The following is a 15,141-nucleotide window of genomic DNA, read 5'->3' on the forward strand; positions in this document are numbered from 1 at the left end:
CGCCCTGGCCGGGCGTATGCCGGCCTGTACGAGGGCTCGTCCCGGAAAGTTTCAGCCAGTTCCAGAAGAGGCGCGCCCTGTCCCGCCTGCGACCGTCGGCAGGCCTACCGGGCGATGCGGTCGCGGCGCACAGCCGTGACCTTGCCGAGCATGCGCGAGAGCTGCTCGGCCGAGTACGGCTTGTGCACGAGCTCGAACCCGTGCGAGGCGTCCTGGGCGAGGACGTGGCTGTAGCCGGACGTCAGGACCACCGGCAGGTCCGGAAGGCGTCGGCGCAGCTCCTCCGCGAGGGCGACCCCGCCCATGCCGGGCATGACGACGTCGGAGAACACCGCGTCGAACCGGCCCGGCGTCCGCTCAATCTCGACGAGGGCCTCCTCTGCGTTCGTCGCCCACACCGTCTCGTTGCCGAGGTCCTCCAGGATCTGCGTGGCGAAGCGACCGACTTCCAGGTTGTCCTCGACGACGAGCAGGCATAGCCCAGTCGCGGTCGGGACCTCGGCCGCCCGGGTGTCCTCGACGACGACCGGTGCCGGCACCTCCGGCAGGTACAGGGTGAAGGTCGCCCCCCGGCCCGGCTCGCTCTCCACGGCGATGTCGCCGCCGGACTGCTTGGTGAAGCCGAACACCTGGGACAGACCGAGCCCCGTGCCCTGGCCGACGGGCTTCGTGGTGTAGAACGGCTCGAACACCCGTGGCAGCGCCTCCGCCGGGATGCCGCTGCCCGTGTCGGTCAGCGACACGGCGACGAACGGGCTGGCCGATCCGGCATGTCCGCGGATCGACGGCAGGGCGGCGCCGCAGACGAGCCGCAGGGTGAGGGTTCCCTCTCCCTGCATGGCGTCGCGCGCGTTGACCGCCATGTTCACGAGGGCCGTCTCGAACTGGCTGACGTCGGCGCGGACGTGGCAGGGCGCTCCCTCGATCTCCGTCACCACTCGGATGCGGGCACCGGTCACGGTATCGAGCATGTCCCCGACGGCACGCAGGCGAGCCCCGACCTCGAACACCTCCGGGGTGAGCGCCTGGCGCCGGGCGAAGGCCAGAAGCTGTCCCGTGAGCTTGGCGGCCCGCTCGACCGTGTCGGAGACGGCATCGAGGTAGCGTTGCTTGCGCTCGGCGGCGAGGTCGGGCCGGCGCAGGAAGTCCACCGACGAACGGATGATGGTCAGCAGGTTGTTGAAGTCGTGCGCGACGCCACCGGTGAGCTGGCCGACCGCCTCCATCTTCTGCGACTGGCGCAGCGCCTCCTCGGCCATCATCAGGGCCCGGGTACGTTCGCCGACCTGCCGCTCCAGGTCCGTTTCGTTGGCCCGCAGGGCGGCCTCGTCGTCGATCCTGCCACGCGCCGTGGAGAGGAACTTCGCGACCGTGGCGAAGAAGGCCAGGGTCTCCCCGTCGAAAGTGGCATGCTGGGTCGAGGCGAACGAGATCACCCCGGACAGCCTCTCATGGCTGATCACCGGATAGCCGGCGAAGGCGGTCAGCCCGGCCTCGCGCGCCATGGCGTGGCGGGGTTCGTCGCTCGACTGGATGTCCGGGAGCACGAAGGGTTTGCGCGTCCGGGCAACGATCCCGCACAGGGGTAGGTCGCAGGACACGTCGCCGAGGACCGCCCTGAACTCCGGCCCGAGCCCGACGGACTGGGTCAGCGCCAACCGCTCCCCGTCCGCCGCCGCGACGTAGATGTAGGTCTGGTCGAAGCCGAGCGCCTCGGTGCCGGCCTCAAGGATCGGTACCAGGGCCGCGTCCGGGTCCGCGGCCGACAGCAACTCGGCGGCGGCCCGGGCAAGGAGATGCAGGCGCTCGCTGCGGCGGCGCTGCTCGGTGCGGTCCCGCAGGATCTTGAGGTAGCCGACGTGGCCGCCGTCCTCGGCGGTGAGCGGCATCATCTCGCCCAGGGCCCAGAAGCGCGACCCGTCCTTGCGCAGGTGCCAGCGCTCGTCGTTCCCGCGCCCCTCCTCGCGCGCCGCCCGCATCTCGCTTTCGGGGATGTCGTCGGCGCGGTCCTCCGGGGTGAAGAACAGGTCGGCGTGGCGCCCGCGCGCCTCGGCCTCGCTCCAACCGAGGATGGTCTCGGCGCCTGCATTCCAGCCGGTGACCTGACCGTCGAGGTCCGTGGTGAGGATGGCGTAATCCACCGCGCTGGCGAGGACCTGCCGGTGCCGAGCCTCGTCCGTCCGGCGCTGATGCAAGGCCTCGTCGCGGTCGCGCACGGCGCGGCGAAGCTCGAACTGGGCCATGACCTGCCGGGCGAGCGCCTGGAGATCCTCGACCTGCGTCGCATCCAGGCCGTCGGGGTGCGCGTCGCGGTCGACGACGCACAGCGTCCCGAGAACCAGGCCATCCATCGTGAGCAGGGGCACGCCGGCGTAGAACCGCACGCCCGCGTCGCGGGTCGCCGGGTTTTCCGCGTAGGCCGGGTCGGAGCTTGCATCGGGTATGATGAGCGGCGCGCCGGCGCTCACGACCAGGGGGCAAAAGCCGGAATCGAGCGGCGCGTCCTCCGCGCCCGCGTAGCCCGACCGCGCCTTGAAGAATTGGCGGACGTCGTCGACAAGGGTGATCAGCGAGACCGGCGTGCCGCAGATCCGCGCGGCCAGGCGGGTGATGTCGTCAAGTTCCGCCTCCGGCGCCGTGTCGAGCATGGCGTATCCGGCGAGCGCCGCGAGCCGCCGCGCCTCCCGGCCCGTCGCCTCTGCGCCCTGTCGTTCCACGTGTATGACGGTCGGAGTGCAAGGCGGCAAAAGATCATCCAATCGCGGCATGGGGTCGACGGGGCCTGCAACTTCGGCATCGGGTCATCTCGACGATTCCCGCGGCAACGTCGAGCGAACGCCCTTCGCCCACTTCCGGATCACGGTTCGGCAAAGATTGAGAGGGGCAGCCGCACGGTGAAGGTGGTCCCCGGGGACCCGGCCGCAGTAGCCATGGTCCCGCCGAGCTGCCGGACGAACGCCTCGACGAAGCGCGATCCCAGGCCCGACGAGGCGTTGCCGGCACCAGGAGCCGACAGGCCGATGCCGTCGTCGCTGACGGTCAGGGTGACTTTGTCCTCTTGACGTCGGAAGCCGATCTCGATGCGCCCCTTGCCGTCCGGGAAGGCGTACTTGACCGCGTTGGTCGCGAGTTCGTTGACGATCAGCCCGAGCGTCACGGCATGCTCGGCCCTGACCGGGAGAGGGTCGGCGGCCACGGCGATGGACACGCCGCGGCCCTCGCCGAGCAGGCTCGACCGCAGGCTGCCGGCGATGCCGTTCAGGTAGGCGTCCGCCGGCACCGGGCCGAGCGTGGCCGACCGCGAGATCACGTCGTACAGCTCGGCCACGGCGCCGATGCGCGCCTGCATCGCCCGGTATCCGGCAAGGCAAGGCTCGGCGGCCCGTCGGATCTCGAACGACACGAAGGCCGTGATGATCTGCAGGCTGTTCTTGATGCGGTGGGCGAGTTCCGCCGCGAGCAGGTCGCGGTGACGCTCCAGCATGCGCGCCTCGGTCACGTCCTCGAACACCAGCAGCAGCCGGGTGACGTGGTTGCCGGGGCGGAACACCTTCCGGGCGTTGAGCTTGAAGATGCGCCGGCCGAGATCTGGAAACTCGTCCTCGACCTCGAACCCGTCCATGGTCTCGTCGTCGGGCACGATCCGGCCGAGCAGTTCCTGCAGCCGACCGACCCGCCACTGGCCCTGGGCGAGGTCGTACAAGGACCGCCCCGTCAGGTCGCCGGCCTCGCCCCCGAACAGGCGCAGGAACGCCCGGCTGGCGGCGACCACGGTCATGTCCTGCTCAAGGACGACGAGCGGGTCGCGCACGGTGTCGACGATGCTCTGCGCGAGGCTCCTCTGACGCTCGGCCTCCTTGCGGGCCTGGTGAGCCTCGGTGACGTCGTCGATGGCCAGGAGCAGGAACGGGATGCCGTCGCCCTCGCGATGGACCTTGCGCGCGTTGAGCCGCATGCATTTCACCCCGATGCCGGGGAAGTCGTGCCCGACCTCGTAGCCCTCGACCGCCTCGTCGCGCGGCACGATCTCCAGGAGCAGTCTGCGCAGTTTCGGGATGTCCCATTGCCCGTTCCCGAGCGAGAACAAGGCCTGCCCGACGGTCTCGTCCGGAGCGGCCGCGAAGGTTCGGTAGAAGGCTCGGTTGGCGGACTGCACCCGTAGGTCGAGGTCGAGCACGAGCAGGCTCGACGGAACGGTGTCGACGATGTCCTGCGCGCTGACCGCATCCATGAGCCCGCTCCCGATGTCCCGACCTTCGCCATGTCGGTTGCGCCGTCGACGTAACCGGACGACACCGAGGAACCGGCCGGCGACCGTGGGTCGCCCAGGCACCCCACCGAGGCTGTCGCCGCGGCGCCCTCCATCCGGTCCGGGAGCGTTCCTTGAACCCCGAGGCGATCCACCGTGGCGGCTGGTTGACAGCATCGCTCACGCGTGAACGATTAACGTCTGGACGGAGCGCCGGTCAATGGCGACATCGACGAAGCAACGCGGGCTCATGCTGGATGACCAGCTCTGCTTCGCCCTCTACGCCGCGACGAACTCGGTGGTGCGCGCCTACCGGCCGCTGCTGGGCGAGCTCGGCCTGACCTACCCGCAATACCTCGTCATGCTGGCGCTCTGGCAAGACGGGGGGACGGCGGTGCATGACCTGGCCGCCCGCCTGCAACTCTCGTCCAGCGCGGTCACGCCCCTGGTCGACCGGCTGGAGGCGGCGGGTTTCGTCACCCGGGTCCGCGCCGCGGACCGGCGCGTCGTCCTCGTCGGCCTGACGGAGGCGGGCCGGCTGCTGGAGGACAGGGTCTCGGAGGCGCAGCAGGCCGTCGTCTGCCGCACCGGCCTCGGCGAACGCGACCTCGCCGACCTTCGCCAGGAGTTAAAGGATCTCGCCGAGCGTGTTGCGACGACGGGCATGCCCCGGGGCGACGAGCCGAACTGAGGACGCTCCGGACGCCGGCGTACACGCGGCAACTCTTGATGAACTCGTAGCGGATGCGGGGACTGTTTTTTCCAGGTCGGTGTCCCGCGGCTCGCGTTTCATGGTTGCCGGGTCGTGGCGCCGGCCGCGGGCGTGATGCGCGAACTCTGCTGGACTCACATGGCGCAGCCTGACGACACCGGGCACACGCACGACGGGTTTTCATCGACGCCGGAGGCCAGGGAGCCTTTCACGGCGGACGGGCTTTAATCCCCGCCATGACCGATCCCACCCCACAGTCCCGCCCCTGCGCCCTCGTCGTCGACGATGATGCCTTCATCCGCATGGACGAGCTGGACATCCTCGAAGACGCCGGGTTCGAGACCCTGGAAGCCACGGATGCCGACGCGGCGCTGGTCCTGCTGCGGGAACGGCACCCCGACCTTTCCGTGCTGTTCACCGACGTCCAGATGCCCGGGGATTTGGACAGGTTCGAACTCGCCCGGCACGCGGCCGGCCACTGGCCGCCCATCCGCATCATCGTCGCGTCCGGGCAGGCCACGCCGGGTCCAGACGACCTTCCGGACGGCGCGCATTTCATCGCCAAGCCGTTCAGCGCCCGGATCGTGCACGACCATTTGCGGGATATGCTCCCCGAGGGCCGCAAGCCGCCGCCGCTCCGCGGCTGATTCAGGGGTGTTTGCTCTCGGTTCGGGTCGAGGCCGGCGGGACGGGATGGACCGTCGTTGTTGCGGCCTATCCGGCCCTGCGTGAGTAGCGCCCTTCGTCCCGGTGCTCGAAGTAGCGTTTGAAGGAGACGCGGACGTCCATCTTCTTCCTAAGCACGGCGGCGGGGCGGCGCCCGGCGGAGCGCCGCCCCGCGGACCGTCCAGGTCCTGAGCTCGGGAAGGATCTCGGCCGGTGTCAGGGCCCCGCGCTCGGCCGGGACCTCGGCGACCTCGCGCATGACGCGGTCCCAGAACTTCTCGGCGCAGAAGCGATCGGGTTGGTTCTCGACCTTGGCGAAGCAGACCGGACGCGCGGCCTGGTCCTCGGCGGCCTACCCACGGGACGGGCGGCAGCGTTCTCAGCCTTGAGCTTGTCGATGAGCGTGTTCAGGTGCTCTCGGTCCGTTGCCTAAGGCGCTAAGCTGCTGGAGCGTCCGCTTCGGAGTAGGCGCCGGAGTGGGCCGAATGACCGGGTTGGGCGCCAAGCCGAATGTCTGGTTATGCGTACGCTGCCAAATTGGGGTGACGGAGTCTGGCCGGAAGCGGAATGACCGCTTCGGGGAAGGCAGGCCGGAAAAGCAGACTGCCTCCTACCGACCCAACCCGGCCATTCGAGATATATTCGCCCGTCCCCTGAAGCAGACGGCAGCAGGCCCCACATAAGAGCCATGCTGCGTTCGCCCTTCAGCGTCGCTTGGATCGCCCTGCTTCCAAGAGCGCGACCGCAACCAAGATACCGCCAAGCGCTAGCCCAACCGTAAGGCGGGGGTGCATGTACGCCGTGGTGGCGAGCGCGGTCTCGTCCGGATAGCTAGTCGAGGTGCGGCGTGCCAGTAGATGATTGTAGAGCTGTGTGAAGGCCTGATCGATCGCGCGGGTCTCGACAAGCGTACGATCTAAAAGCTTGGCGGCTTTGGCGTGTCCGAGCGCGTGTGCAGCACTACGTAGCGTCCCATACCGGGCGATGTAGAAATGAGCCGCAACTTGACCGTACTCAATGTTGATGAGATCGCGGTCGGCGGCGCTCCTGTGCTTGGCTATTTCTGCTTCGTTGAGATCGCAGATGCCCTGCATGGCTGGATCTTGTTTGGGATCGGGCCTGATGCTGATTAATTCAAATACTTCGTCCAACCGCTTCTGCTGAACGATGTTCTGCTTAGATCCCGCCTCGAGCATCTGCTTGAGCTTTGGCAGCGTCGACGTCTTGTAGTTGCGTGCCGCCTGTGCCGCCCCCTGCCCATGCGCTTCGTGGAGCAGATGTAACCCGTCCTCGAAAAGTCGCCGGTTCCCTGACATCGTTTCCTGCTTCGTGTTCGCCGTTCTTGGCTCAGTGTCTGTTTGGCAGACCTGACCACTCGAGCCGTTCGGTTGATGCGAGCGACCACAACGGCCAACGCGGCGGGCGAACGCCGGGTCCAACTCAGGATCACTTCAGCTCTGCGAGCGATAGTCCGAGCTTGTGGAGTTCACTCAGGGTCGACCTTTCCAACTATCTGGAACGGTTGTGAATGGCTCCGGCTGCGAGGTCCGTTTTGCCACAGGATCTGCCCCGCCGCGCACCGTAAGCAATCCTACCCAAGCGGTCTTCCCGCTACCGACCCAACCCAGCCGTTCGAGGGCGTCCGCTCACGCGGCTGGAGCTGGCCGCAAACGGCCGGTCCGGTTCGGAGCAGCCCGCCGCAAAAGCGGACGGCCTCCTGCCGACACAACCCAGCCATTGCCGTGAGGATACAGGCCTTCGGAAAGCGACCGTTCGGTGCCATTTCACGCATCGAACGGCCGTTAGTTCGCGACCGAGTCTCAACCACCCATTGTCATCACGGAGCCACCGTCGACCCGGAGGAACTCGCCGGTGATGAAGCTGGCATGTTCCGAGCAGAGGAACGTAACCGCGGCTGCGACCTCCTCAGCCCGGCCTCGGCGCTTGGCGACGATGCCGGGGCGCTCCTCGTCCAGCGTCAGCTTGATCGCCTCGTCAAACGAGATGCCCTTCTCCTTGGCCTTCTTCTCCATCTGAGCGTCGGTCATCGGCGTCGCGATGAAGGCCGGGCCGACCGCGTTCACGAGCACGCCCTCCGGTCCGTAGGCCTTCGACAGTCCCTTCGCGAGGTTCAGTACGCCGGCCTTCGCGGCGGCGTAGGGAAGCTCCTCGATGTAGGGTTGCACGGCGTCCTCCGATGAGAACAGTACGACCCGGCCCCAGCCTGCCGTGCGCATATGCGGGATGAAGGCCCTGGTCGCGCGCACGCCGGCCATGAGGTCGGTCTGAATCGCCTCGATCCAGTCCTCGTCCGTGAGTTCGAGAAAGTCGCCGGACGCACCCGTGATGCCGGCGGCGCAGACGAGGATGGTGGGCTTGTCGTCGAAGGCCATGTTGGCGAAGGCAGCGAGCACCTCGATGCCCTTCGCCGTGCTGAGGTCCGCCTCGACCGCGCGAACCTGGCCGAGCGCCGCCAGCTCCAAGGCCGTAGCCTGCAGTTCGGGACCTTCCTTGTCGGTCAGGACGACGTGGACGCCCTCGCGCAGCAGGTGCTCGGCGGTCGAGCGGCCCATGCCCGATTTCGCGCCCGTGACGACGGCGACGCGACCTGAGATCCCGAGATCCATGTGCCTGCACTCCCTTGCGATGATGGATGGAGAACGCGGACCGCCGAGCTCCGGCGGCCACCCATCCTGCGGCAAATGCTGTCGGCCCGGTTCACTCTCTGTCTGGCTGTATCCGCACGCTCTCGCCTCAGGCCGTCACGTTGGCGCTGTCTCCGGCGGTCACGGCGTAGCTCGTGCCGCTGACCATGCGGGCGGCATCGGAAGCCAGGAACACGACCGCCGGGGCGACGTCGTCGGGATCGATCCAGGGCACGCCGAGCGGCGACTTGCCGGCGAGCGCCGCCTTGGCGGCCTCCTCGTCCTCGGCCTCGTTCCCGGACGGCGCCTTGTTGCCGACCTGCAGGGCCTGCGTGTACCGCTCCTCGTGGCGCGTCAGCGGCGTGTCGATCAGGCCGGGGATGACGGCGTTGACTGTGATGCGGTGCTTGCCGAGTTCGAGGGCGGCCGACTTCATCAGCCCGATGATGCCCCACTTCGAGGCCGAGTAGGCCGAGCCGTTCAGGGTGCCGTGCTGGCCCTGGGTCGACGACGTGACGATGATGCGGCCGCCGCCGCGGGCGACGATGTGGGGAGCGAAGGCCCGGATCGCGTTGGCGGTGCCGGTCAGGTTGACGTCGATCTGATCATGCCAGTCCGCATCCTCCATCTTCAGTAGGGGCTTGAACGCCTGGATGCCGGCGTTAGCGAACAGGATGTCGATGCCGCCTAAGGCCTGAACGATCCTGTCGGCAGCGTTCCGCAGTGCGCCGATGTCGCGCTGATCGGCCGTCAGCCCGAGCCAGCGACGCCCCGCGGCCTCGACCATGCGTCCCGTATCCGCCAACTCGTCGGGTGTCGCTTTCGCCGCCTCCATGATCGAGCTGACCGGCCCGGCGATGTCGATGCCGACAACGTCCGCGCCGGCCTGGGCGAGGGCGGCCGCGGAGGCCCGGCCGATGCCGCGGGCCGCACCCGTCACCACCGCGACCTTACCGTCCAATCGGAACAGGGAGTTCGAACTAGAATCTGCCATCGCGAGCCTCGGAATCCTCGCCCCGTCGAAGGGCTGTCGTAGACCCGAACGCACCGGATGGAACTGCGGCATGTAACGACTGCGCGATGTGAAGCCGCCGTGGTCTCGTCGGCCTTGGCCTAGGCGAGCACTCCGACGGCAGGGGTTCGCGAAGAAATCCACGGAAGCGTCGCGGCGCGGCCGATGACGCCCTGGGCGCCGGCGACGAGGACTTTTCTCTGCATGGTTGGCTCGCTCCCGTTTCCCGTAAGCTGGGGGTTGGCGGGACGCGTGGGAGGCGACCGCTTCCTGAACCGGTTAGCCAAAGGAAAGCTGCCGTCCTCGGCCTCGGTTCGCACGCTTGATGATCCGGTCCGCGCCTCGCCCATCGCACGCCTGCAACGATCCTCGACCTCGGAGAGGTCGCGAGCGATGACCTTCTACACGCCGAAGGCCCGTGTGAGCGCTATTCCAGCATGGCCTGCAGCTCGGCCCGTCGCGTATCGCCGGGCACGACCGTTTCAATCAGGCGACAGGACCACGCGAGGCGGTCGGGGTCGCGCTCCCCCCAGAGCCCGCGTGCCTTGTTGTCCCTCGGACCCTCGCAGACGTGGAGCGGTGGGCGCAACAGGGTCGAAGCTCAATCTACCAGGCGAGGGTCTGCTTTTGACCCAACTCAGCCGCTCACCGCTTCAGATCCGGCGCTTGAAAGCGGATAAACGCTCGCTCAAGGCAGGCGTTTAGCGATTGTGATCGCTGGCTTGGTGGTTCGGAGACACCGGTTCGTCTGGCGCTGCGGGCTGAACGAACTCGTCAGGTGCGGACGAGCCGTTGCCGCTGCATGATCCGGCGCGTTTCCTCGGCGGTCCACCGGCGCTTTCCGCAGCGCACTTAATGCGGTGTGCGCCATCCGCGCAGGTTTCACCCCGGGGAACCGAGGCGGCCCGGAACCGGTCGTGTGAGAGACGATCGTCCGACCGGAGAGACCATCATGCCCTTCATCGCGGCCCACGACGGCGCGCAACTTTATTTCAAGGACTGGGGACGCGGTCGGCCGGTCGTGCTCGTCCACGGCTGGCCGCTCGATGCCGACATGTGGGAGTTCCAGCAGCGGACGGTCACCGAGGCTAGTTTTCGCACCATCGCCTACGACCGCCGCGGATTCGGCCGCTCTGACCAGACCTGGGACGGCTACGATTACGACACCCTCGCCGACGACCTGAAATCCGTACTCGACGCCCTCGATGTGCAGGACGTGGCGCTGGTCGGGTTCTCAATGGGCGGCGGCGAGATCGCCCGGTACATGAGCCGGCATGGCGGCGCCCGGGTCACTCGGGCCGCGCTCGTCTCGTCGGTGACGCCCTATATGCTCAAGACGGTCGACAACCCAGACGGCGTCGACCCAGCGGTGTTCGACGGCATGATCGCCGGGCTGAAGAAGGACCGCCCGAACTTCATGGCGACTTTCGCAAAGACGTTCTTCGGGGTTGGGATGCTCTCATCGCCGGTCTCTTCCGACCTGATCGAATGGACCGGCACCCTCGCGATGCGCGGGTCGCCGAAGGCGACGACCGCCTGCGTGACGGCCTTCGCCGAGACCGACTTCCGCGCCGACATGGCCGCGTTTCGCGTGCCGACCCTCGTGATCCACGGCGATGCCGACCGGACCGTGCCGATCGACGTGTCGGGCAAGGCCACAGCCGCCGCGATCCCCGGCGCCGAGTTCGTCGTCTATGACGGCGCGCCGCATGCCGTGCCGTTCACCCATGCCGAACGGCTGAACGCGGATCTGATCACCTTCCTGAAGGGCTGACCCGCGCTCCGCTCACCATTACCCCGCACACACAATCCGAGGTACCATGACGACGAGCCCGATCCTCCAACCCGTGACAATCGGCGATCTGCACCTCAAGAACCGCATCGTGATGGCGCCGCTGACCCGCAGCCGGTCTTCGACCGCGGGCGTACCGCCGGACTTCGCCGCCGATTATTACGGCCAGCGTGCCAGCGCCGGCCTGATCATCACGGAGGCCACCAATATCTCGCCCCAGGCCGTGGGCTATGCCTACACGCCGGGCATCTGGTCGGACGAGCAGATCGAGGCTTGGACGCGCATCGTCTCGACGGTCCACGCCAACGACGGCTGCATCTTCCTCCAGCTGTGGCACACTGGGCGGATATCCCATCCCGACCTGCAGCCAGGGGGCGGCCTCCCGGTCTCCGCTTCGGCGGTGAAGCCGGAGGGAACTGCCTTCACGATGGAGGGGATGAAGCCCCACGTCACCCCGCGGGCGTTGGAGACCGACGAGATCCCCGGCATCGTCGAGGATTACCGGCGCGCGGCCGTGAACGCCAAGCGCGCCGGCTTCGACGGGGTCGAGGTCCACTCGGCCAACAACTACCTGCTGGAGCAGTTCGTGCGAGATTCGACCAACAAGCGAACCGATCGCTACGGCGGCTCGATCGAGAATCGTTTGCGGTTCCCACTTGAGGTGGTCCGTGCGGTGACCGAGGCCTGGGACGGCGGAAGCCGCGTCGGCATCCGGTTGTCGCCCGCCACGACGCAGCCCGGTGAGACACCGCTCGATTCCGAGACGCATGCCACCTTCGGCGCCTATGTCGATGCGCTCAACGAGTTCGGCTTGCTCTACATTCATACGATTGAGGGCGTCACGCAGCAGACCCGGGATGTGCCGGACGGCGTCGATTTCCTCGACCTGCGGCGCCGGTTCGAGGGCGCCTATATCGGCAACAACCAGAACACCCTGGATCTCGCCGAGAAGGAACTGGCCGAGGGCCGCGCCGATCTGTTCAGCTTCGGCCGGCCCTACCTTGCCAACCCGGACCTCGTCGGGCGGCTGGCGAGCGCGGCACCGCTGGCCGAGGCACCCAAGCAATACTGGTACGGCGGCGGTGCGACCGGTTACTCCGACTGGCCGGGCATGGACGGGCCGGTACCGGTACGGCGCTGAACTGATCACGGAGATCGGCACGTCGCCGATTGTGACCGAGGCGACGGCCGGTATCGTATGAGTGTCTTGCTGCGCGCGGGAGAGCGCTCGGCCAACCTCGGCCTTGCCGGCAGGAGCGAACCGAGCGGCCGGTGTGTACCCCGGCCGGCATCGGGCGTGGGTCACCACCACCACCAGGGGCAAGTTGCTCGAAACCGCGCTCCGAGCCTCCGAGGCGGCCAAGTCGGTGAGTATGCGACGTGGCGCCGAGGATGCGTCCTCGGTCGCCTACAACCCGTGCCGACATGCGGGCCGGCGCGCCGCGTCGCTCCGGCACCGGGTCCAAGCGCGGCCTCGCGAGGGCGGCGTGCAACGACCGGGCATGGCGCGGGTTTCCTAGCCTTCGAGTGAGACGCCCCGATCCTACCGAACCGAACCCAAGGAGCACCATGTCCCGCGAGAGCAGCATCCAGGCGACCGAGAAGTTCGGAGAACTCGTCAACGGTGGCCAGTTCGACGCCTTCCCCGAGGTCGTCGCCCCGGACTGCCATGATCACGACCCGGCTCCGGGCCAGCGCATGGGTCCCGAGGGATACAAGGCCTTCTTCACCGAACTCCGCACCGCGTTCCCCGACATGCAGGTCGAGGTGAAGAAGCTCGTCGCCGACGGGGATAGCGTCGCCTTCGCCTACACGCTCACCGGCACGCACCAGGGTGACTTCAACGGCCACAAGCCCACCGGGAAGGCCATCAAGGTCCGCGGCATGCAGATCGGCCGCTTCGTCGACGGCAAGATGGTCGAGCGGTGGGGCTCGTCCGACGAGCTCGGCATCCTGAAGCAGATCGGCGCCATCGAGGGTTGACGGAGGCTTCCGCGAAGGCGTCCCGGCCGCGGGACGTCCTCGGGAAATGACCCGGGGCGACCCATGGGCCGCCCTGGGTCTCAAGAGCCAATCGTCGGCTTCCCGACTCCTCAGGCGCTCCGGGCCTGGTCGGGATGGCGGCCCTCGGCGAACTCCTCGACGATCTTGGCGCAGAAGGCCGGCAGGTCCTTGGGCGTGCGGCTGGTGACCAGCCCCTTGTCGCAGACGACCTCCTCGTCGACCCAGGTGCCGCCGGCGTTCTCGATGTCGCGGCGAACCGTGGGGTATGAGGTCAGCGTCCGGCCCTTCACGACGTCGGCCTCGATCAGAGTCCACGGCCCGTGGCAGATGACCCCGACCGGCTTGCCCGCGGCGAAGAAGTCCCGGACGAACGCTACGACATCCTTGCTCGCCCGGAGCTTATCGGCGCCAACGCAACCGCCGGGGATGACGAGCCCGTCGTAGTCCGCGGCCGACGCCCCTTCGATGGTTCTGTCGACCTTGTAGCGGTTGGCGGGATCGAGGTCGTTGTTGACGGTCTCGGCCTCGCCGGCCTCCAACCCGATGACCGTCACGGTCGCCCCGGCCTGCTTCACCGCCTCATGCGGCTTGGCGAACTCCGGCTCCTCGGTGCCGCGCGGTGCGATCAGGATCGCGATTTTCTTGCCCTGCAAACTCATGTCATCGTCCTTCCGGGTGTCGGGATCTAACGGGGGCGCCTTCGCGCCGTTCCTCACGCCGGGATGCGGTCGATGCCGGCGGTATCCTCGGCCGCGACGCCGTTCTCGCGGTGGCGGAAATCGCTCAGCGCCTGGTAGACCTGGAGGCGCGCCCGCATCACCGAACCGAGCGGCCGGTGCGCCGCGAGACTGTGCGCAGGGCGGAAGGTCATCACCTCGTCGAAGTAGCGCACCCGCTCCGGCGAGTAGGCGTCCTGGCGCGGCAGGCGAGCGTCGCCACCGTCCGGTAGGGGCTCACCGAGACCGGCCAGTCGACCGAAGCATCCTCAATGGGTTGCCGCTCGGCATCGGCCCAGAGCTGCGCCTTGATCTCGAACATCACGTCGTTTTCCCGGAAGAACGCGACGGTGGCGTGCCGGAAGCCGTCCTCGTCCTGGTTCGGGTCGAGCCTCCACTCGGATAGCGCACGCTGGGCCTCGGCCGTCGGCACGGCCCCGAGCTTGGCCACGTGGTCGCCGAAGCGCACGGGCGCCTGGCTGAAGTAGCTGTCGGCCAGCGGGTGGCTGTAGGGATGACCGAAGAAGTCGGCGAGCGCGCTCTCGGTGCCGAAGGCATGCAGCGCCTTGTTGAGGTTGCGCATGGTGGAGGACACCGCGCTTTTCACGCCCTCCGGCAGGCCGGTCGACTTGCCGATGACCGTGCCGTCGTGCAGGAAGCCGGCCGCCGTGCCGGACGGAAAGGTGGTCCCGGTCGCGAGGACGAAATCCTGGGTGTCGGCCGCGTGGCCGGGCAGCTTCTCGCCGGGGACGTCGAACACCTTGATCGACATGCCGCGGTGGGTCGAGACCCGGTCGCCCAGCGTCTCGCCCGGTCCCTGAGCGAAGCGAACCGCAACGGGATGGGTGCCGGGCGTGGCAAACAACCCCTGCGCCAGTTCGGGCGGCAGGCCGGCGGAGATCGTCAACTCGCCGGTGACGCAGGCCGAACTCTTTGCGTGGCTGGCTCGCACCGCATGGTGCTCGCGCCTCTCCACCGTCTCGGATTGTTGCGTCATGCCGGCGATGATGCCGTCAATCGTCTTCTGCTCGTCCGCAGCAGGCGTCTCGATGCCGGGGGCATATCAAAGGTAGGTCATGCTCGTCGCTCCTCGGCGGATCGATCACCGTCGTTCCAAGGCATCTCCCGGGATGCGAGCGAGTTCCTTGGCAGCCCAAGGGCAGCCCCTCCGCCGAACGGTCGCCACGACGCATGTTCGAGGCGCTTTCACCCCTCAGCAGGCAGCGTAGGTCGTTCGGACGATCCGCCGATCCGCGAACCCCCGCTTATTGCCGGAATCGTCCGTTGCCGGGCGGGAATGCGAGACGGGGGTACGACCATCTGCCCTGACCAAGTCGGTATCACG

General features: G+C 67.9%; 11 protein-coding genes and 1 pseudogene. 5 read left to right on the plus strand and 7 right to left on the minus strand.

Annotated elements, in window-relative coordinates:
• Positions 1-104 precede the first annotated feature (104 nt).
• Entirely contained in the window at positions 105-2,717 is a 2,613-nt protein-coding gene (locus tag AAHF99_RS09560; RefSeq protein ID WP_342163993.1) for a GAF domain-containing protein, read from the minus strand.
• Positions 2,718-2,857: 140 nt separating this feature from the next.
• A complete protein-coding gene (locus AAHF99_RS09565) occupies positions 2,858-4,231 on the minus strand; it encodes a sensor histidine kinase (RefSeq protein WP_342163995.1) in 1,374 nt (457 codons plus the stop codon).
• 238 nt (positions 4,232-4,469) lie between these two features.
• On the opposite strand from AAHF99_RS09565, the gene AAHF99_RS09570 reads away from it, so the two are divergent.
• Together AAHF99_RS09570 and AAHF99_RS09575 are read left to right on the plus strand one after the other, a co-directional pair.
• Positions 4,470-4,940, plus strand: a complete 471-nt coding sequence (locus AAHF99_RS09570; protein ID WP_342163996.1) for a MarR family winged helix-turn-helix transcriptional regulator — start codon at positions 4,470-4,472, stop codon at positions 4,938-4,940.
• Positions 4,941-5,197: 257 nt separating this feature from the next.
• Complete coding sequence (locus AAHF99_RS09575) at positions 5,198-5,608, plus strand: response regulator (protein WP_342163997.1); 411 nt, start codon at positions 5,198-5,200, stop codon at positions 5,606-5,608.
• Between the two features lie 723 nt (positions 5,609-6,331).
• Here AAHF99_RS09575 and AAHF99_RS09580 read toward each other — a convergent pair.
• The 3 genes from AAHF99_RS09580 to AAHF99_RS09590 all read right to left on the minus strand — a co-directional run bounded on the left by AAHF99_RS09580 (position 6,332) and on the right by AAHF99_RS09590 (position 9,266).
• Complete coding sequence (locus AAHF99_RS09580; RefSeq protein ID WP_342163998.1) at positions 6,332-7,066, minus strand: DUF892 family protein; 735 nt, start codon at positions 7,064-7,066, stop codon at positions 6,332-6,334.
• 381 nt (positions 7,067-7,447) lie between these two features.
• Positions 7,448-8,254 carry an SDR family NAD(P)-dependent oxidoreductase gene (locus tag AAHF99_RS09585; protein WP_342164000.1) on the minus strand — a complete coding sequence of 269 codons (807 nt, stop codon included), beginning with the start codon at positions 8,252-8,254 and terminating at the stop codon, positions 7,448-7,450.
• 127 nt (positions 8,255-8,381) lie between these two features.
• Positions 8,382-9,266, minus strand: coding sequence for an SDR family NAD(P)-dependent oxidoreductase (locus tag AAHF99_RS09590; protein WP_342106160.1), 885 nt, complete (start codon positions 9,264-9,266; stop codon positions 8,382-8,384).
• Positions 9,267-10,236: 970 nt separating this feature from the next.
• Here AAHF99_RS09590 and AAHF99_RS09595 point away from each other — a divergent pair.
• The 3 genes from AAHF99_RS09595 (at position 10,237) to AAHF99_RS09605 (ending at position 13,059) form a co-directional block, all read left to right on the plus strand.
• A complete protein-coding gene (locus tag AAHF99_RS09595; RefSeq protein ID WP_342164001.1) occupies positions 10,237-11,058 on the plus strand; it encodes an alpha/beta fold hydrolase in 822 nt (273 codons plus the stop codon).
• Between the two features lie 46 nt (positions 11,059-11,104).
• Positions 11,105-12,217, plus strand: a complete 1,113-nt coding sequence (locus AAHF99_RS09600; RefSeq protein ID WP_342164002.1) for an alkene reductase — start codon at positions 11,105-11,107, stop codon at positions 12,215-12,217.
• A 428-nt stretch (positions 12,218-12,645) separates the two neighbouring features.
• Positions 12,646-13,059: an ester cyclase gene (locus AAHF99_RS09605; protein ID WP_342164003.1), complete on the plus strand. Its 414-nt coding sequence runs from the start codon at positions 12,646-12,648 to the stop codon at positions 13,057-13,059.
• Positions 13,060-13,169: 110 nt separating this feature from the next.
• On the opposite strand, the gene AAHF99_RS09610 is transcribed toward AAHF99_RS09605, so the two are convergent.
• Positions 13,170-13,739, minus strand: coding sequence for a type 1 glutamine amidotransferase domain-containing protein (locus AAHF99_RS09610; RefSeq protein WP_342164005.1), 570 nt, complete (start codon positions 13,737-13,739; stop codon positions 13,170-13,172).
• Positions 13,740-13,792: 53 nt separating this feature from the next.
• Positions 13,793-14,847, minus strand: a pseudogene (locus AAHF99_RS09615) (catalase family protein).
• Positions 14,848-15,141 lie beyond the last annotated feature (294 nt).

Origin of the sequence: Methylobacterium litchii (genome assembly GCF_038442315.1) — a bacterium.
Lineage (GTDB): Bacteria > Pseudomonadota > Alphaproteobacteria > Rhizobiales > Beijerinckiaceae > Methylobacterium > Methylobacterium litchii.